This window comes from Ideonella sp. P3_A4, assembly GCF_056403075.1.
This window is the reverse complement of record NZ_JBFUGE010000018.1, coordinates 1-17,849: the sequence shown is the minus strand read 5'-3', so window position 1 is coordinate 17,849 and position 17,849 is coordinate 1. Positions and strand designations below refer to the sequence as shown.

The following is a 17,849-nucleotide window of genomic DNA, read 5'->3' as shown; positions in this document are numbered from 1 at the left end:
AGGAGAAGACCTTGCGAATTGTGCGGAATTGCTTCCTGACGCGGCGGTTTCAAGGGGGCTGTGGCCCTGTATCCGCTTGGCGGCGGGGCATCGCGGGGACGTTCTGTAAACGTTTCCTGCAACTATTGAAATGAGAATCGTTCCCATTACAATCTCCGCCGACCCACAGCCAGCCAGCGCGCGCCAGGGACTTCCCACCACCTGAACACCGCGAGAGGTCGGCGCCATGGGCGACCAACAATGCGGGCGAGGCGCGCGATTCAGCAGCGCCCGCTCGACCAAGGTGCGGGCAGGGCGGCGCACGCAGCGCTCCCTGGCTTGTGCCGTCTTGCCGCTGGGGACAACCCAGCCGTTGCCGCATCGGCGGCCGCGCATCCGCAAGGCACTTGACGCCATCGCCGGCCCGTCAGCTCGGCAGAGCACATGAGCCGCGCAATGTCTGCCGACCATCCCGCGCGTCCTGTCAAACGCCGCCGGGTCACTGCTCCGCTGGCCCAGCGTGTCCCCCGCCTGTCCTGCCCTTGCTGTGCACCGGCCGAGCCGGATCGCCCGCGACCGTCGCTGCGGCTCGCCGGCTGGCTGAGCCGCGGCGCGAACGCCCGCGCCGCCACCGCCCACCCGTTTTCCGATTCCCTGTTCGAGGACCCCCTGCCGTGATGTCCGTGCCGTTCCGACCCCATCCCCTGCGTCACGCCCTGGTCAGCGCGTGGCTCGCGCTGCCGGCCCTCGCTTGGGGCCAGGCCACGCCTGCGGCAGCCAGTGCTGCCGGCCAAGCCGAGACCAAGAGCGCGTTGCAGCGCATCGTCGTCACCGGCCAGGCCGAGCAGGGCGACAACGGCGATGCCTACCGCGCCCGCGGCAGCAACTTCGCCACCGGGCTGGACTTGTCGCTGCGCGAGACGCCGCAATCGATCAGCGTCATCACCCGCAGCGTGATGGACGACTTCAAGCTCAACAACGTCAACGACGTGTTGTCGCTGAGCGCCGGCATCGTGGTCGAGAAGGTCGAGACCGACCGCACCTACTACACCGCGCGCGGCTTCGACATCGTCAACTTCCAGGTCGACGGCATCGGCATCCCGATGAGCTATGGCCTGGTCGACGGCGACCTCGACACGGCGGTCTACGAACGCATCGAGGTCGTCCGCGGCGCCGGTGGCCTGCTGGCCAGCACCGGCAACCCATCGGCGACGATCAACTTCGTGCGCAAGCGGCCGACCGCCGCGTTCCAGGCCTCGGCGGGGCTGCTGCTCGGTTCGTGGAACCAGAAGCGCGTCGATGCCGATGTCTCCGGCGCGCTGAACGAGGCCGGCAGCGTGCGTGGCCGCGTCGTGCTGGCGGCCGAAGACAAGGACTCGTACCTCGACCGCTACCACCTGAAGAAGGCGGTGTTCCACGGTGTCGTCGAAGCTGACATCGGCGACAACACGCTGTTGACCGCTGGCCACACGCAGCAGGCGAACCGGCCCAAAGGCAACCTGTGGGGCGCTTTGCCACTCTGGTACAGCGACGGGTCACCGACGGACTACGACGTGTCGACCAGCACCTCGCCCGATTGGACCTACTGGAACGCCGACATCGGCCAGACCTTTGTCGAGCTGCAGCACCAGCTGGCCAACGGCTGGCAGCTGCGCGGCGCGCTGACGCACAAGTCGATCAGCTCGCAAGGGCGCCTGTTCTACGTCTACGGCGAGCCCGATGCCGTCACCGGTGCGGGCACCAAGGCCTGGCCATCGCTGTACGACCTGGACAACACGCAGAACATCGTCGACCTGCGCGCCAGCGGGCCTTTCGAGCTGTGGGGCCGCAAGCAAGAGCTGGTGTTTGGCGCCAGTGCGTCGCGCTCGGGCCTGCACGAGGTGTCGAACTACGGCCGGRGCATCGGCACCGAGTTGCCCGACCTGRCGACCTGGGACGGTGACTACCCAATGCCGGTGTTCGACGGCGGCGGTGGCGGTGCCTCGTTCGTCGACCACCAGAAAAACCTGTATGCCGCGGCGCGGCTGCGCCCGGCCGACGGGCTGCAGTTCATCGTCGGCGCCAACGCGACCTGGATAGACAGCCAGGGCGAAAGCTACGGCGCTTCACGCGGCAAGAAGGAGAGCAAGACCACGCCGTACGTTGGTGTCGTCTACGACCTGACGCCGACGCTGTCGGCCTACGGCAGCTACACGTCGATCTTCCTGCCGCAAAGCGAGATGGGCGCGGACTTCAAGCGCTTGGCGACGGCCGATGGCCGCAACCTCGAACTCGGGCTGAAAGCCGAGTGGCTGGACAAGAAGCTGCTGGGCACGCTGGCGCTGTTCAAGTCGCGTCAAAACCGGCTCGCTTCGTTCGTGCGGCAGGAACAGGACCCGGACGGCAACTTCGTCTCGATCTACGAAGGCATCGACACGCTGAGCCAGGGCTACGAGCTGGAGTTGGTCGGCGCCGTGACACCGAGCGTGAAGATCAGCGCGGGCTACACGCAGCTGGAGATCGAAGACGTCGACGGCGGGAGGACGCGCACCTTCACGCCGCGCCAGTTGCTGCGGCTGGCTGGCACCTGGCAGGCGCTGGAAGCGTTGAAGCTCGGCGCGACGCTGAGTTGGCAGTCGGGCATCTACCGCGACGACGTGACGGCACTCGGCGCGCCGGTGCGCACGCGCCAGGACGCCTACGCGCTCGTCGACCTGATGGCCCGCTACGAGTTCAGCAAGCAGTGGAGCGCGACGCTGAACCTCGAGAACGTGACCAACCAGAAATACTTCACCAGCCTGTACTGGAGCCAGAGCTACTACGGCGCGCCGCGCAGCGCCAGCGTGTCACTGGACTGGAAGTTCTGAGCCGAATAGTCGAAGGAGTTGCGATGCGCACCTGGCTTGTCCGCCTGCACCGCTGGTTCGGCCTTTCGGCCGCGCTGTTCCTGTTCATCGCCGGCGCCACCGGCGCCGTGATCTCGTGGGACCACGAGCTGGACGCGTGGCTGAACCCGGCGTTGTACGAGGCCCGCAGCGACGGCCCGCCGCTGCCAGTTGACACGCTGGTGGCGCGCATCGAAGCGGCCGACCCGAAGGCGCAGGTCACCTACCACCCGCTGGCGGTGGAGCCGGGCCACACCTTCGTCGCCTTCGTCGCGCCGCGCTGGGACGCGGCGGCTGGCCAGCTGCACACGCTGGGCTACAACCAGATCGCGCTGGACCCCGCCACCGGCGCCGTCCAGGGTCGGCGTGAATGGGGCGCCGTGTCGCTCAGCCGCGAGAACCTGCTGCCCTTTCTGTACAAGCTCCACTACTCGATGCACCTGCCCGAAAGCCATGGCATCGAATGGGGCATCTGGCTGATGGGCCTGATCGCGATCGCCTGGGTGGCCGACACCTTCATCGCGTTGTGGATTTCGTTTCCGAAGCTGTCGCTCAAGAAACGAAGGGCCGCTCCCGAGTTTCTTGACCCCCGCGGGGGGCGGGCTGGGCGCAAGCCCGGCCCTGGGGGCGCTCATTGGAAGCGCTCGTTCGCCTTCCGCTGGGCCGCGGGCGGCCACCGGCTGGTGTTCGACCTGCACCGTTCGGGTGGCGTGTGGCTGTTCCTGCTGGTGCTGATGATCGCCGTCACCTCGGTGGCGATGAACCTGAACAACCTCGTGATGCGGCCGGTGGTGTCGTGGTTCTCAACGCTGTCGCCGTCGCCCTTCGCCAGCCGCGCACCGGCGGCGCAGCCGATCGAGCCGCTGGTCGAGCGGGCGACGATCGTTGCCAGCGCCGAGGCCGAGGCTCGGCGCCGAGGCTGGGCCGATCCGGCCGGCGCGGTCTTCCTGTCGCCAGAGCTGGGGCTGTGGGGCGTGGGCTTCTTCCGGCCCGGCCTCGACCATGGCGACGGCGGCCTGGGCAACCCGTGGCTTTACTACGACGCTCGCACTGGCCAGCCGGCTGGCGACAGCGTGCCCGGCACCGGCAGCGCCGGCGACATCTTCATGCAGAGCATGTTCCCGCTGCACTCCGGCCGCATCATCGGCTTGCCCGGCCGGGTGCTGATGTCCCTGATGGGCGTGGTGATCGCCGTCTTCAGCGCCACCGGCGTTTACCTGTGGTGGAAGAAGCGGGTGGCCCGGGCGCGGGCCGCTGCCCGCCCAGCGCAAGCCGGCATCCCCCAAAAACCCCTGGCCGCAACGTCATAACTGTCCGGCCGCGGCGCGGGCACAATCGCGGGTTCATGCCCGGGCGGTGAGATTGCACCTGCCGCCCAGCCACGGTCTGTCCGGCCGTGGTCCCGGCGCCCCCGATGAGCCCAGCCGAACATGCAGTCCAACGAATCGACTTCCGCCGCCAACAGCGCCCCACGACTCAGCCAGCGTGACCAGGGCCGCCACAGCTACAGCCGCGACGAGCTGCTGGCCTGCGGCCGCGGCGAGCTCTTCGGCCCCGGCAACGCGCGCCTGCCGCTGCCCAACATGCTGATGATGGACCGCATCGTCCGCATCGACGACAACGGCGGCACCCATGGCAAGGGCCTGATCGAGGCCGAGCTGGACATCCACCCCGACCTCTGGTTCTTCGCCTGCCACTTCGAAAGTGACCCGGTGATGCCCGGCTGCCTGGGGCTGGACGCGCTGTGGCAACTGGTCGGCTTCTGGCTCGGCTGGCGCGGTAACCCCGGGCGCGGCCGCGCACTCGGCTCGGGTGAGGTCAAGTTCTATGGTCAGGTCTTGCCGACCGTCAAGAAAGTGACCTACCGCCTGGACTTGAAGCGCGTGATCGAGCGCAAACTCGTCATGGGCATCGCCGACGGCCACATGTTTGCGGATGGGCGCGAGATTTATTCGGCTGCTGACCTGAAGGTCGGCTTGTTCACCTCGACGGAAGATTTCTGATGCGTCGCGTCGTCGTCACCGGTTCCGGCATCGTCTCGAGCCTGGGCAACAACAAAGAAGAAGTCACGCAAAGCCTGCGTGAAGGCCGTTCGGGCCTGAAATTCAACCCGACCTACGCCGAGCGCGGCATGCGCTCGCAGGTCAGCGGCCGGCCGACGATCGACCTCGAGGCCACGATCGACCGCCGCACGCTGCGCTTCATGGGCGACGCGGCGGCGTATTCGTTCCTGTCCATGCAGCAGGCCATCGAACAAGCCGGCTTGACGCCCGAGCAGGTGTCGAACCCGCGCACCGGTCTCGTCGCTGGTTCGGGCGGCGCCTCGAGCTTCAACCAGGTCTGGGCCGCCGACACGCTGCGCGCCAAGGGCATCAAGCGTGTCGGGCCGTTCATGGTCACGCGCACGATGGGCAGCACCGTGTCGGCCTGCCTGGCCACGCCGTTCGGCATCAAGGGCGTCAACTACTCGATCACTTCGGCCTGTGCGACCAGCGCCCACTGCATCGGCCACGCGGCGCAGTTGATCGCCTGGGGCCAGCAGGACATCGTCTTCGCCGGTGGCGGTGAAGAAGAGAGCTGGGAGCTGTCGCTGCTGTTCGACGCGATGGGCGCGATGAGCAGCAGCTACAACGAGCAGGCCGATCGTGCGTCACGTGCGTTCGACGTCTCGCGTGACGGCTTCGTTATCGCCGGCGGTGGCGGCATGCTGGTGCTCGAAGCGCTGGACCATGCACAGGCCCGCGGCGCGAACATCATTGCCGAGCTGGTCGGCTTCGGCGCCACGTCCGACGGCCACGACATGGTCGCCCCGTCGGGTGAAGGCGCCGTGCGCTGTATGCAGCAGGCGATGACGACGGTGAAGACGCCGATCGACTACATCAACGCCCACGGCACCTCGACGCCTGTCGGCGACCTGGCCGAACTGGGCGCGGTGCGCCAGGTGTTCGGCGACAAGGTGCCGCACATCAGCTCGACCAAGTCGCTGTCCGGCCACTCGCTCGGCGCGGCCGGTGCACAAGAGGCGATCTACTCGTTGCTGATGCTGCAGCACGGCTTCCTCGCCGCCTCGGCTCACATCGAGAACCTCGACCCGGCGGCCGAAGGCCTGCCGATCCTGCGCGAGCGGCTGGACGGCCCGGTCAACACCGTGATGTCGAACAGCTTCGGCTTCGGCGGCACCAACGCGACGCTGGTGTTCTCGAAGTTCGCGGGCTGATGGCTTTCGAAGGCCGCGTCGGCTGACGCGGCCTTTCAGCGCCGCCCGCGCCGCTGCGCCAGCGGGCGCTTGCCCTTGAGCTGACGCTCGATGCCGTCGTTCAGGTCGGCGCGCAGCGCGTGGACCTCTTCGACGTGGCCGTAGACGCCGGGGAAACGCAGGTCCAGCCAGAGCCACAGCGTGCAGGCGCGCAGCGCCTGTTCCATCGCGTCGAGCCGGCTGTGGCCGTCCACACCTTCGAGGAACCAGGGCGCGTTGACGCGGCTGTGGCGCGCATGCTGGTGGCTCCAGTCGAGGAACTCCTGCACCTGGCCTTCGGTGCGTGTGTCGACCGGGGCCTGGGCGTAGATGAAGCGCTCGCGCAGGCTCAAGCGCCCGGCACTGTCGTCTAGGCGTTGGGCCAGTTCCAGCATCGCATCCAACTCGGCGACGGCGAAGTGGGCATCGTCTAGCTTCAACTGGTCGACGAACACGCCCAGCACCTCGCGCAGCCRCGTCTTGTTCAGGCGCGTGGCGATTGTCTCGACGTGCCAGCCGTTCGGCGCCACCGGCGCCTTGAAGTCACGCGGTGCGCGCGGCTGCTTCGGCAACAGTTCTTTCAGCACACGCGCCGCCGTCGGCTCGGCTTCCTTCAGCACGCCGACAAAGCCTTCTTCGTGGATGCCGTAGCGCCCGGCGCGGCCGGCGATCTGGTGCACTTCGGACTCGTTCAGCGCGCGGTCGCCGACGCCGTCGAACTTGTTCATCGTGCTGAACAGCACGCGCTGGATCGGCAGGTTCAGGCCCATGCCGATTGCGTCGGTGGCGACCAGGATGTGCGATTCACCCTGCGCAAACCGCTCGGCTTCGCGCCGGCGCACTTCCGGCGGCAAGGCGCCGTAGATCACCGACACCGGATGGCCGTCGGCCGCGATCTGGTCGCGCAGCATCAGCACGTCCCGCCGGCTGAAGGCCACCACCGCGTCGCCCTTCTTCAGGTCCGGCAGGGCGACCGGGTGCGCCAGGCGTTCGACATGCTGCTTGCGCTCGAAGCGCCTGACGGTGCAACGCTCGCCGCACAAGCCCAGCAAGCGTTCGATCGCCGCCACCGCGTACGACGAGCAGATGATGATCACCTCGTTGGCCGGCACCGCGACGATGGCCTGGGTCCAGGCCCAGCCGCGCGACGAGTCGAAAATCATCTGCGCTTCGTCGATCACCGCCACGTCGATCGGCGCGGCGGTGTTGACCATCTCGATCGTGCTCGAGACGACACGTGACTGTGGCGCTGGCACGTTTTCTTCGCCGGTCAGCAGCGAGCAGGGCACGCCGCGCGCGACCAGCCGATCACGCCCTTCCAGCGCCAGCAGGCGCAGCGGCGCGAGGTAGGCGCCGTCCAGCGCTTGCGACAAGCGTTCGAAAGCGGCGTGGGTCTTGCCGCTGTTCGGCGGGCCGACGTACAGCGTGACGCTGCGCTGCAGCCGGCGAGCCTTCTCGAATGTGTCTGGATAGCCCTGAAACGCCAGCTCGCTGTTCAGGCGCGCCATCGTGTCAGCCTCGGCGACCTGGTGTTCCCAGCGGTCTTGCGCGCGGCTGCAGGCGGCTTTCAGTTCGTCCAGCGCCTGCGGGTTCGTTACCAGCGCTTGCGGCCCGCTGCATTCGGCCTGCAGACGCGGCAGCAGCGACTCCAGCTCCTTGCCGTTCAGCGAGTGGCTGCGGTCGACCAGCGCCTCGATGTGCGCGACCAGCTCGGCCGCATGCGGGTAGTGCGCCGGTGGGCCCAGCGCGGCGTGCAGCGCCGCCTCGTCGCCGGTGCGGTAGAAATTCCAGACGATCGTGGCATCGACAGGCACACGAAACAGCACCGGCACGCGCCAGCCGTTGCTCGGCACGACCAGCCCGTGGCGGATCAGCCGCGACCACTGGCCGGCGCGGCGTGTCACGGCCGCCGCTTCCAGCGCTGCGGCGCGCTCGATCATCAGCGGCCGCGCCTCCGGCCCGGTGCCGACGGCGTCCAGGTGCGCCAACGCGGCGTCCATCAGCGCCGGCTCGATCCAGCGGCTGGGCCGCTGGCCCACGGCGGCCTTTTGCAGCAGCACCAGGCCGAGCTTGTCCAGGTACTGTTCGAAATCGGGGCTGTTCTCGGCCAGGTAATCGGCCGGCTTCACCACCTGTGGCAGTGCAAAAGCGGCCTGGCGGATGCGGTTGAACTCGGTCTTGCCGATGTGGGGCGGCAGGCGCGACGCGTGGCGAGCGTTGGGCAGGCTCAGGGAAGACTGGGCGGGCTTGGTCGGCGCGGGCGTGCCATTCGGCACTGCGGTTTGGGAGGGCTTGGGCATGTCAGGTCGGCAGGGTAACCGCAATGCGGGGGTCAGCGGCCGACCAGCTGGTCTTGCGCGCGTTCGGTGATGGCCGCGATGCAGGGGTGCGAGATCTGGCGTTCGACGGTGACGGCGTAAAACTCTTCGACCAGATCGGACGTCCGCCCGACCACCCGCACGCCGTACTGGGCCGAGGTTTCCGATTCCAGCACCGTGGGCGTCATGAAAACACCTCGGCCCTCGCCGCCGAAGGCCTTCATCAGCGCGGCATCGTCGAATTCACCGATCACGCGCGGGCGGATCTTGTGCATCGCGAGCCAGAAGTCGAAGCGTTGGCGCATCGCGGACGTTGAGCCTTGCAGCAGCATCGGTGCGCCGTCCAGGCACTGCGGAAACTCACCGACCAGGCTGCGCTTGAGCGAGGGGGCGGCGAAAAAGCTCATCGCCGTCGAGCCCAGCAGGTGGTTGAAGGCCTTGACGCTGATCTGCCGCCCCATCGGTTCATCGGCGATCACCAGGTCCAGCCGGTGTACGGCTAATTGACCCAGCAGGTCCTGGAACCTGCCTTCATGGCACAGCAGCCGCACATGGGCCGCGACACCGAGCGCCGGCTCCAGCAGCCGGTAGGCCACGGCCTTGGGCACCGAGTCGGCGATGCCGACGTGGAAGTCCAGCGTGCGCTCGCCGCTGCGGGCTTCGCCCAGCTTGGCTTCCAGCTCGGAGCCGAGGGCGAAGATCTGGTCGGCGTAGCCCAGCACCAGCCGGCCTTCGTCGGTCAGCTCCAAGCCACGGCCGGCCTTGCGGAACAGCGCGCAACCCAGCCGCTCTTCGAGCAGCTTGATCTGGCCTGACAGGGTTTGCGGCGAGATGTGCAGCTGCTCGCCCGCCCGCACGATGCCACCCGCCTTGGCCGCGGCCCAGAAGTAGTGCAGGTGCTTGAAATTCACCACGATCGGACGATATTTCGAGATTATCGAATCATTGATGGATAAATGTCGACTTTACGCTAACGGTGGTGCTGCCTACAGTGCGGCGTTTTGAACCGGACGCCGCCCATGGAATTCCTGCTCGACCCCCACCTCTGGATTGCCTTCGCGATGCTCACGGCGCTCGAGATCGTGCTCGGCATCGACAACATCATCTTCATCTCGATCCTGGTGAACCGCTTGCCGGCCGATCAGCGCGACGCAGCACGCCGGCTTGGCCTGGGCTTCGCGATGGTCACCCGCGTGATGCTGCTGCTGTCGCTGAGCTGGGTGATGGGCCTGACCGCCGATCTGTTCTCGCTCTTCGGCCAAGGCATCAGCGGGCGCGACATCGTGCTGCTGGCCGGTGGCCTGTTCCTGCTCTACAAGGCGTCGCACGAGATCTTCGTCGAGGTCGAAGCACGCGACRAACACACGCCCGACGAGGCGGCCAAGCCTTCGGCTGCGGCGCGCAAGGGCCTGTTCTGGGGCGTGATCGGGCAGATCGCGGTGATCGACATCGTCTTCTCGCTCGACTCGGTGATCACCGCTGTCGGCATGGTCGACCGGATCGGCGTGATGATCGCCGCGGTCATGGCCTCGGTGGGCGTGATGCTGGTCGCGGCCAAGCCGATCGGCGAGTTCGTCGACAAGCATCCGTCGGTCAAGGTGCTGGCGCTGTCGTTCCTGGTGATGGTGGGCATGGCGTTGACGGCCGAGGCCTTCGACATGCACGTGCCCAAGGGCTACATCTATGCCGCGATGGCCTTCTCGCTGGCGGTCGAGTCGCTGAACATCCGCTCGCGCAGCAAGCGCCTGGCCCGCACCGGCGGTGCCTCGGCAGCCGATTGATACGGTTTTATCGAAATCGTGCTTCGAATCATTCGACTGTTCACGAATGGTTGTCTGGCCTAGAGTGAAGCTGTCTTTCTCCCCGTCAAGGAATCACCATGACATTGCAATCTGTCCGCTCTGAGGGCTTCCACGCCGTCGGCATGGGGCTCGCGACCCAGGAGCAGCGCAACCGCGTGCTGCGCAACACTTATGCGCTGCTCGCGCTGTCGATGCTGCCCACCGTGCTGGGGGCCTGGGTTGGCGTGGCCACCGGCCTGACGACCGCGATGAGCCCGATCGTCGGGATGATCGTCTTCCTGGCCGGCGCCTTCGGCTTCATGTTCGCGATCGAGAAGACCAAGAACTCGGCCGCCGGCGTGCCGGTGCTGCTGGCCTTCACCTTCTTCATGGGGCTGATGCTGTCGCGCCTAGTGGGCGCCGTGCTGGGCCTGTCCAATGGCATGGGTCTCGTGATGACCGCCTTTGCCGGCACCGGCGCGATCTTCCTCGGCATGGCGACGCTGTCGTCAGTGATCAAGCGCGACCTCGGCACGATGGGCAAGTTCCTGTTCATCGGCATGGTCATGCTGTTCGTGGCCGGCATCGCCAACGTCTTCCTGCAGTCCAGCGCGCTGATGATCACGCTGTCGGTGGCGGCCATCGGCATCTTCTCGGCCTTCATCCTGTACGACCTGAAGCAGGTGCAGGACGGCGTCGAAACCAACTACATCAGCGCCACGCTGAGCGTCTACCTGAGCCTGTTCAACGTGTTCCAGTCGCTGCTCAGCCTGCTGGGCATCTTCGGCGGCCGCGACGAATGAGCTCGCTGACCATCGGCCCTGACTGACCGTCCCACCCCGTCTACCATCTCTGACCATGCACAAGTCGCACCACTTCCGTCCGCACCAGACCTCCTCGTCGTCCTTCTTGTCGACGTTGGGTCGCGTCGTGCGGGTCCTGATCGGCTTGGCCTTGCTGGCCGGCACTGCGCTGATCGGGCTGTTGCTGCTGGCGGGCCTGCTGTTGCGGGCCGCGTTCAAGGGCAAGCGCGAAGCGCCCATCCAGTGGCGCGGTACCGGCATGTGGCCGCCCGCTGGTCAATACCGAGCGCACTCGCCTTCGCCGATGCCTCGGTCGACCGGCGAGGTGGTAGACATCGAGGCGCGCGAGATCGGGCCGTCGGCGCTCAAGTAGCCGCCGCGCCCGAGGGTGGTCAGAAACGCGTCAGCACCCGGTACTTCAAAGTCACGCTGCCCTCTGCCGGTACCTTGACGTGCCATTCCGCGGTGCCGGCCGCGACCTTTTGGTGCGGCTGCGATTCTTGCAGCATGGTCCAGTCGCCGGGCACCGGTTCGCGCACGGTGACGGTCACCGCCTCGGGTTTGGCGTTGCGAAGCACGATCTCGTAGGCGCTCTCGCTGCTTTCGCGCGTCTTGTTCTTCGTGTCGCGCCGCTTCCAATCGGTCTGCTTCTTGTCGGCCGTGACGTCGAACGCATCGCCGACGTGCAGCCGTACGGTCTCGTTCTTCGGCGTGTGGTCGATCGAGTCTTCGCCGACGAACTGCGCGTTGCCGGCACTGTCGCGCTTGTAAAGGCGCACCACGCCCTTGGGCAGCGGCTCGCCGAGGTGGGCGTTCTCGCGGTTGGCGAACTCGATGTAGACCGCTGTCTTCAGCTTCTTGCCGATCTCGCCGACGCTGTCGGTGTAGTAGTGCTCCTGCCCCTGCAACACCAGTTCCTTGGCGACGGGCACGCCGCTCGCGTTGAGCAGGGCCACCTGCTTGGTCTGCTGGTCGGCCAGCGTCGTCGGCCGGCCGACCGTGTACAGGTGGTACTCGAACAACGCCTCTTGTGAGACCGTCACCTCGGGCGGCGGTGGTGCGTAGGCGACCTTGGGCATGACCTTGTCAGCCTCCATCAGCTCTTCCTGCACGAGGTTCACGTCGCCGGCCACCAGTTGCAGCTTGGCGTTCGAATAACTGGTGCCGCTCTGGTTGGTCAGCGTGAACCAGCCGTTCAGGTCGATGCTGCGGTCGTCGGCCGAAAGCTCGGCCACGTAGTCGGCGCGCCACGCGAGGCCTTTGGTCAGGTACGACAGCTCCACTTCTTGCGGGCCGGCGCGCTGGCTGTTCAGTTCGGTCACCAGCGTGGGCCGGTCGCGCAGGTTGGCCGGCACGCCGTCGAACACGATGCGGCCGGGCAGGCCGGTCTCGATGCGGTCGCCCATCTTCAGCACCACGCCGTCGTGCGTGCTCAGCACCTGAGCCGATTCGGTGGTCTCGGCCCCGCTGGTCGGGTGGGTCTTGACGATGCGCACCGTCTTGCCGACGGACTTCTCCAGCAGCTTGGTGGGGGTCAGCAGATCGAAGTCGAAGTTCTGTTCCAGCAGGCTGAACGAGCCCGGGTTCGACAGGCTGCGCAGCTGTGCCGTCTCGGGCCGCATGTTCGCGCTCACGTCACGCAGCGCGACGCGGTTCGGTCCTTGATCCAGTGTCAGCCGGCGCGCATCCTTCACCAGCGCCAAGTCGGCGTTGTAGATGGTCACGGCCACCGATTGCTGGTCTTCCAGTGTGCTGCGCCGCTCCACCGGTTGTGCATGCACAGTGCCCAGCAGCGTTGCGAGCGCAGCGACGGCCAGCGGTGTCCGTTTGGCAGTTCTTGTCATGGGTTTCCCTCCACAGCTAACGTGTCAGAAGCGTACCAGCACGCGGTACTTCAGCGTCGTGTTGCCGCCGGCCGGCACATTCACCCGCCATTCAGCGGTGCCCGCGGCGACCTTGGTGTGCTTCTGCGATTCCTCCAGCATCGTCCAGTCGGCCGGCACCGGCTCGCGCACGGTCACTGTCACCGCCTCGGTCTTGGCGTTGCGTAGCACGATCTCGTAGGCGCTTTCGTAGACATAGCTGGCCTTGTTGGTCGGTTCGCGGCGCTTGAAGTCGGTCTGCTTCTTGTCGGCGGTCACGTCGAAGGCGTCACCCAGATGCAGGCGCACGGTTTCGTTCTTCGGCGTGTGGTCGATGCGGTCTTCGCCGACGAACTGAGCGTTGCCGGCGCTGTCGCGCTTGTAGACGCGTACGACGCCCTTGGGCAGCGGCAGGCCGAGGTGCGAGGTCTCGCGGTTGCTGAACTCGACATACACGCCGGCTTTCAGCTTCTGCCCGATATCGCCGACGCTGGTGCGGTAGTAATAGTCGTTGCCGCTGACCAGCAACTGCTTGGTCACTGGCACGCTGCTCGCATTCAGCAAGGCCACCTGCTTGGTCTGGTTCTCGGCCAGCGTGGTCGGGCGGTTCAGCGTGTACAGGTGGTACTCGAACAGCGACTCTTGCGACATCTGCTCGGCAGCTGGCGCGGCGGCGGCTTTCAGCATCCCATCAGCCCGGCCGCGACGCAGCTCTTCTCTGACCCGGTTCACATCGCCCGCCACCAGCTGCAGCTTGGCGTTCGAATACGTCGTGCCGCTCTGGTTGGTCAGCGTGACCCAGCCGTTCAGGTCCAGCGTCGAGTCGTCGGCGTTCAGCTCGGCCACGTAGTCGGCCTTCCATGACAAGCCGCCGGTCAGGTACGACAGCTCCATGTCCTGCGCGCCGGCGCGGCGGCTGACCAGCTCGGTCACCAGCGTCGGCCGGTCGCGCAGGTTGGCCGGCACGCCGTCGAAGACGATGCGGCCCGGCACGCCGGTCTCGATGCGGTCGCCGATCTTCAGAACCACGCCGCCATTGGCGCTGAGCACCTGGGCGGTTTCGGTCGACTCGACGCCGGTCGTGGGGTGGGTCTTGACGATCCGCACCGAGCGGCCGACGTACTTTTCCAGCAGCTTGGCGGGTGTCAGCAGGTCGAAGTCGAAGTTCTGCTCGAGCAGGCTGAACGAACCAGGGTTCGACAGGCTGCGCAACTGCGCGGTCTCGGGCCGCATGCGCGCGCTCACATCGCGCAGTGCGATGCGGTTGCCGCCATCGTCCAGCGTGACCTTGCGGGCGTCCTTCACGAGCGCCAGGTCTTCGTTGTAGATCGTGATCGCCACCGACTGTTGGTCGTCCAGCGTGCTACGGCGCTCGGATGGTGTGGGTGCGGTGACCGTTGGGGACAGGGCCGAAGCGCTGGTCGCCCCCAGCACCAGGGCGAATGCGGCGAGGGCGATCGGGGACGGGGCAACGACGGGCATGAATTCCTCCTGTTAGGCATCGCGACATGGACGCTACCCAATCTGATACGGCGCAACCCTTGCCATGGGGTTAGGGCGGGCGAGAAAAAGTCGAAAAAGCGGGCGAGTCGCCTGTCCAAGACACGAATCTCAGGCGCCAAGCCGGCAGGCAGGACAATCGCGCATGCCTGACGCTCAATCCCCATCCTCTTTCGCCAGCCTGCCGCTGCCTCCCGCCACGCTGGAAAACCTGCAGCGCCTGGGCTACGACAGCATGACCCCGATCCAGGCGGCCAGCCTGCCGCTCGCGCTGGCGGGGCACGACCTGATCGCCCAGGCCAAGACCGGCAGCGGCAAGACGGCCGCTTTTGCGCTGGCGCTGCTGGCCAACCTGAACCCGCGGCGCTTTGCCGTGCAGTCGTTGGTGCTGTGCCCGACGCGCGAGTTGGCCGACCAGGTCACGCAAGAGGTGCGCCGCCTGGCGCGTGCCGAAGACCACATCAAGGTGTTGACGCTGTGTGGCGGCGCGACGATGCGGCCGCAACTGGCCAGCCTGGAGCACGGTGCCCACATCGTGATCGGCACGCCGGGCCGCATCATGGACCACCTGGAGCGTGGCAGCTTGAACCTCGAAGCGCTGAACACGCTGGTGCTCGACGAGGCCGACCGCATGCTCGACATGGGCTTTTACGACGACATCGCGACGGTGGCCAAGCAATGCCCGACACAGCGCCAGACGCTGCTGTTTTCCGCCACCTACCCTGAAGGCATCACCAAGCTCAGCGCCGCCTTCATGCGCCAGCCCAAGGAGGTCAAGCTGACCGAGGTGCCGGCGGCGACGCAGATCCGCCAGGTGTTCTTCGAAGTGAGTGAAGACCAGCGCCTGCACGCCGTGTCGCTGCTGCTGAACCACCACCGCCCGGTCAGCACGCTGGCGTTCTGCAACACCAAGGCGCAATGCCGCGACCTGGTGCAGGTGCTGCGCGCGCAAGGCTTTGCTGCGCTGGAGCTGCACGGCGACCTGGACCAGCGTGACCGCGACCAGGTGCTGGTGCGTTTTGCCAACCGCAGCTTGAGCGTGCTGGTGGCGACCGACATCGCAGCGCGTGGGCTGGACATTGCGCAGCTGGAAGCGGTGATCAACGTCGACATTTCGCCCGACGCAGCCACCCACACGCACCGCGTTGGCCGCACCGGCCGGGCGGACGCGGAGGGCTGGGCCTTCAGCCTCGCGTCGATGGACGAAATGGGCGCGGTCGGGCGCATCGAGCAGGCCGGTGGCTTCGAGTCGAAGTGGCAACCGCTGGACAGCCTGACCCCGACAGGCAAGGGCCCGCTGTTGCCGCCGATGCAGACGCTGCAGATCGTCGGCGGGCGCAAGGAAAAGATCCGCCCGGGCGACGTGCTGGGCGCCTTGACCAAGGACCTGGGCTTCGAAGGCGCGCAGATCGGCAAGATCAATGTGAACGAGTTTTCGACCTATGTCGCCGTGCAGCGCGACGTCGCGGACAGCGCTTTGCGCAAGCTGTCAGCCGGCAAGGTGAAGGGCCGCAGTGTGAAGGTGCGCTTGCTCGAGAGCTGAAGCTAGGCCTCAGGACTTCAGCATGGCCAGCAGCAGCAGCCGGGCCTTTTCCCAGTCGCGCCCGATCGTGCGTTTGTTCAAGTCCAGCGCCTCGGCGATCTCGGCATCGGAGTAGCCGCCGAAGTAGCGCATCTCGACCACCCGGGCCAGGCGGGGCTCGACCTGCTCCAGCGCGAGCAGCGCGTCGTTGATCTTCAGGATCTCGTTTTCGCCGGCCGGCAGGTTGTCGCTGATCAGCGTGTTCAGCGTCAGCTCGGCCAGGCCGCCGCCGCGCCGCTCGGCCTGGCGCTCGCGCACCGTGTCGACGATCACCGAGCGCATCACCCGCGACGCGTAGGCGAAAAAAGCCTTGCGGTCATCGAGCCGCAAGTGGTCGGCGCCGAGAAATCGCAGGTACGACTCGTGGACCAGCGAGGTGGTGTCGAGCACCGTGTTGCGGCCGCCGTTGTGCAGGCGGGCCCGCGCCAGCTTGCGCAGCTCGGGGTAGGCGGCGGCAAACAGCTCGTCGCGTGCCGGCGGGTCGTCCGAAGACATGTGCTGGATCAGCTGCGTCAGGCTCTTCATTGGCCACCTCCCATGGCACGCTGTGTCTCGTTTGACGCCGATTCTGCCTGCATGCGCTTCGCGACCTGTTTCGGCGTGTTCGGGTGGCCCGGATCAGACCATTTGTCGGCCGGGATGTCGCTTTTGCCCGCTCGATTCCGTCTGGTTGGGTATGAGTGACGGAAGGAGTCTGCGCATGAACACCTTGTTGGCGTCGGTTTCGACCCTGCGGGCCTTGCCGTGGGCAGTCAACCCTGCCACCCGGGAGGGGCTGGCCGGCGTCGGTGGCAGCTGGTGCGTCGATGGCCGGTGCTACCGCGGCATTGCCTGGGGCAGCGAATCCTGGTTCGATCCAGCGGTCGGCCAGGAGCTGCGGCAGGACCTCGACTTCTTTCCGCTCGACCACGGTCAGTGCGCCAGCCCGCTGATCCTGTATATCCACCCGCCGCTCGACACCAAGACGATCCAACCCAGGCGCGGCCCGTTGTATGCCGGCCTGGTGCAGGTGGCCCGCGCCAGCGGCTTTGCGGTGGCGAGCATCGAGTACCGCCCGCCGGCGCTCGACGATCTGGTCGACCCGGCACCCGACAACGACGTCGTGCTCGCCCGGCGCTGGGTGCATGCGCGCGCTCACCAACTGGGCGTCGACGCGGACAATGTTTTCTTCGTTGACCAGTCGCGCGGCACCCTGGGGCTGCGGACCGCCCTGCAGTACCGCCGCGACCCGGCGGTGCGAGTCAACGCGGCCTACAGCCACCACGAGCGGACGACCTTCCGAGGCGTCGAGGTGGCCCGGCGCTTCGTGGCCGAGTCCGATGGGCTGGGCTTCGTCGACCGGATCTCGCCCGAGCGCGCCTACGACGGGGTGATCCCCTTCTTCCAGCGCTACCTGAGGTAACGTGCCCCGCTTCATTGACGCGCCGCGCCGGTCTGGGCATGGCGGCTGCATCCGCAGCCGGGCATGCGCACGCGCCGATCGCCCGCAACAAGGAGGGCCAGGGGCTTGACGGGGTATCGGGGACCAGCGCCGACGGGATCGGTGTGCCAGGCGATGGCAGCAGCGGGGGACGGGCCATGGCCATTGGCGCCGCAGACCTGAGCCGCCTCAGCGAGCTGCTGGACCAGGCGCTGACGCTGAGCCCCGCCGAGCGTGAGGCCTGGCTGGCCGCCTTGCCGGCAGCAGACAGGCCGCTCGAAGGGGCGCTGCGTGGCATGTTCGACGCTGATGGCGAAGCGCAGACCTTCATGGCCACGATGCCGCGGGTGCTGCCCGAGGCCGGCGAAGCCGACGAGCCGCAGCCTGGCGACACGGTGGGTACCTACCGGCTGGTGCGCCCGGTCGCGCGTGGCGGCATGGGCAGCGTCTGGCTGGCCGAGCGCGCCGATGGTTCGCTGCAGCGCCGCGTGGCCATCAAGCTGCC

Annotated in this window: 14 protein-coding genes and 1 pseudogene; 10 read left to right on the top strand and 5 right to left on the bottom strand. The window is 67.1% G+C overall.

Translation table 11 applies throughout. The annotated features are described in order from the left end of the window. Nucleotides 1-656 precede the first annotated feature (656 nt). The 4 genes from AC1DYI_RS04210 (at nucleotide 657) to fabB (ending at nucleotide 6,060) form a co-directional block, all read left to right on the top strand. Nucleotides 657-2,825: a TonB-dependent siderophore receptor gene (locus tag AC1DYI_RS04210; protein WP_477202818.1), complete on the top strand. Its 2,169-nt coding sequence runs from the start codon at nucleotides 657-659 to the stop codon at nucleotides 2,823-2,825. 23 nt (nucleotides 2,826-2,848) lie between these two features. Further along, nucleotides 2,849-4,153 carry a PepSY-associated TM helix domain-containing protein gene (locus AC1DYI_RS04205; RefSeq protein ID WP_477202817.1) on the top strand — a complete coding sequence of 435 codons (1,305 nt, stop codon included), beginning with the start codon at nucleotides 2,849-2,851 and terminating at the stop codon, nucleotides 4,151-4,153. 120 nt (nucleotides 4,154-4,273) lie between these two features. Continuing rightward, nucleotides 4,274-4,846, top strand: a complete 573-nt coding sequence (gene fabA / locus AC1DYI_RS04200; RefSeq protein ID WP_477202816.1) for a 3-hydroxyacyl-[acyl-carrier-protein] dehydratase FabA — start codon at nucleotides 4,274-4,276, stop codon at nucleotides 4,844-4,846. Next, complete coding sequence (fabB, locus tag AC1DYI_RS04195) at nucleotides 4,846-6,060, top strand: beta-ketoacyl-ACP synthase I (RefSeq protein ID WP_477202815.1); 1,215 nt, start codon at nucleotides 4,846-4,848, stop codon at nucleotides 6,058-6,060. Before fabA ends, fabB begins: the two co-directional genes overlap by 1 nt. A gap of 35 nt (nucleotides 6,061-6,095) precedes the next feature. Here fabB and AC1DYI_RS04190 read toward each other — a convergent pair whose 3' ends face one another. Both AC1DYI_RS04190 and nhaR read right to left on the bottom strand, forming a co-directional pair. Beyond that, the gene (locus AC1DYI_RS04190) at nucleotides 6,096-8,378 is read right to left on the bottom strand and encodes a helicase-related protein (protein WP_477202814.1); all 2,283 of its coding nucleotides are present in this window, start codon (nucleotides 8,376-8,378) and stop codon (nucleotides 6,096-6,098) included. A gap of 32 nt (nucleotides 8,379-8,410) precedes the next feature. Next, nucleotides 8,411-9,307 (bottom strand): transcriptional activator NhaR, encoded by an 897-nt coding sequence (nhaR, locus tag AC1DYI_RS04185; RefSeq protein ID WP_477202813.1) that lies wholly within the window; start codon nucleotides 9,305-9,307, stop codon nucleotides 8,411-8,413. 108 nt (nucleotides 9,308-9,415) lie between these two features. Here nhaR and AC1DYI_RS04180 point away from each other — a divergent pair, with 108 nt between their 5' ends. The 3 genes from AC1DYI_RS04180 to AC1DYI_RS04170 all read left to right on the top strand — a co-directional run bounded on the left by AC1DYI_RS04180 (nucleotide 9,416) and on the right by AC1DYI_RS04170 (nucleotide 11,353). Beyond that, entirely contained in the window at nucleotides 9,416-10,177 is a 762-nt protein-coding gene (locus tag AC1DYI_RS04180) for a TerC family protein (protein ID WP_477202812.1), read from the top strand. 143 nt (nucleotides 10,178-10,320) lie between these two features. Continuing rightward, a complete protein-coding gene (locus AC1DYI_RS04175; protein WP_477202835.1) occupies nucleotides 10,321-10,980 on the top strand; it encodes a Bax inhibitor-1 family protein in 660 nt (219 codons plus the stop codon). A gap of 55 nt (nucleotides 10,981-11,035) precedes the next feature. Then, a complete protein-coding gene (locus AC1DYI_RS04170; protein WP_477202811.1) occupies nucleotides 11,036-11,353 on the top strand; it encodes a hypothetical protein in 318 nt (105 codons plus the stop codon). A 19-nt stretch (nucleotides 11,354-11,372) separates the two neighbouring features. Here the strand turns inward: AC1DYI_RS04170 and AC1DYI_RS04165 are convergent, their stop codons facing one another. Together AC1DYI_RS04165 and AC1DYI_RS04160 are read right to left on the bottom strand one after the other, a co-directional pair. Beyond that, complete coding sequence (locus AC1DYI_RS04165) at nucleotides 11,373-12,824, bottom strand: DUF4139 domain-containing protein (protein WP_477202810.1); 1,452 nt, start codon at nucleotides 12,822-12,824, stop codon at nucleotides 11,373-11,375. 24 nt (nucleotides 12,825-12,848) lie between these two features. Beyond that, complete coding sequence (locus AC1DYI_RS04160) at nucleotides 12,849-14,324, bottom strand: DUF4139 domain-containing protein (RefSeq protein WP_477202809.1); 1,476 nt, start codon at nucleotides 14,322-14,324, stop codon at nucleotides 12,849-12,851. 163 nt (nucleotides 14,325-14,487) lie between these two features. Between AC1DYI_RS04160 and dbpA the strand changes: the two genes are divergently transcribed. Beyond that, nucleotides 14,488-15,885, top strand: coding sequence for an ATP-dependent RNA helicase DbpA (gene dbpA / locus AC1DYI_RS04155; RefSeq protein WP_477202808.1), 1,398 nt, complete (start codon nucleotides 14,488-14,490; stop codon nucleotides 15,883-15,885). A gap of 9 nt (nucleotides 15,886-15,894) precedes the next feature. On the opposite strand, the gene AC1DYI_RS04150 is transcribed toward dbpA, so the two are convergent. Beyond that, nucleotides 15,895-16,449, bottom strand: coding sequence for an ECF-type sigma factor (locus AC1DYI_RS04150; protein ID WP_477202807.1), 555 nt, complete (start codon nucleotides 16,447-16,449; stop codon nucleotides 15,895-15,897). A 175-nt stretch (nucleotides 16,450-16,624) separates the two neighbouring features. On the opposite strand from AC1DYI_RS04150, the gene AC1DYI_RS04145 reads away from it, so the two are divergent. Together AC1DYI_RS04145 and AC1DYI_RS04140 are read left to right on the top strand one after the other, a co-directional pair. After that, the gene (locus tag AC1DYI_RS04145) at nucleotides 16,625-17,326 is read left to right on the top strand and encodes a hypothetical protein (RefSeq protein ID WP_477202806.1); all 702 of its coding nucleotides are present in this window, start codon (nucleotides 16,625-16,627) and stop codon (nucleotides 17,324-17,326) included. 176 nt (nucleotides 17,327-17,502) lie between these two features. Next, a pseudogene (locus AC1DYI_RS04140) lies at nucleotides 17,503-17,849 on the top strand (hypothetical protein); the annotation flags it as partial.

Bases quoted from the DNA above. Each gene is read 5' to 3' on its own strand.
- AC1DYI_RS04145 (WP_477202806.1), top strand. From the start codon at position 16,625: ATGAACACCTTGTTGGCGTCGGTTTCGACCCTGCGGGCCTTGCCGTGG.
- dbpA (WP_477202808.1), top strand. From the start codon at position 14,488: ATGCCTGACGCTCAATCCCCATCCTCTTTCGCCAGCCTGCCGCTGCCT.
- AC1DYI_RS04205 (WP_477202817.1), top strand. From the start codon at position 2,849: ATGCGCACCTGGCTTGTCCGCCTGCACCGCTGGTTCGGCCTTTCGGCC.
- AC1DYI_RS04175 (WP_477202835.1), top strand. From the start codon at position 10,321: ATGGGGCTCGCGACCCAGGAGCAGCGCAACCGCGTGCTGCGCAACACT.
- AC1DYI_RS04170 (WP_477202811.1), top strand. From the start codon at position 11,036: ATGCACAAGTCGCACCACTTCCGTCCGCACCAGACCTCCTCGTCGTCC.
- AC1DYI_RS04165 (WP_477202810.1), bottom strand. From the start codon at position 12,824: ATGACAAGAACTGCCAAACGGACACCGCTGGCCGTCGCTGCGCTCGCA.
- AC1DYI_RS04150 (WP_477202807.1), bottom strand. From the start codon at position 16,449: ATGAAGAGCCTGACGCAGCTGATCCAGCACATGTCTTCGGACGACCCG.
- fabB (WP_477202815.1), top strand. From the start codon at position 4,846: ATGCGTCGCGTCGTCGTCACCGGTTCCGGCATCGTCTCGAGCCTGGGC.
- fabA (WP_477202816.1), top strand. From the start codon at position 4,274: ATGCAGTCCAACGAATCGACTTCCGCCGCCAACAGCGCCCCACGACTC.
- AC1DYI_RS04160 (WP_477202809.1), bottom strand. From the start codon at position 14,324: ATGCCCGTCGTTGCCCCGTCCCCGATCGCCCTCGCCGCATTCGCCCTG.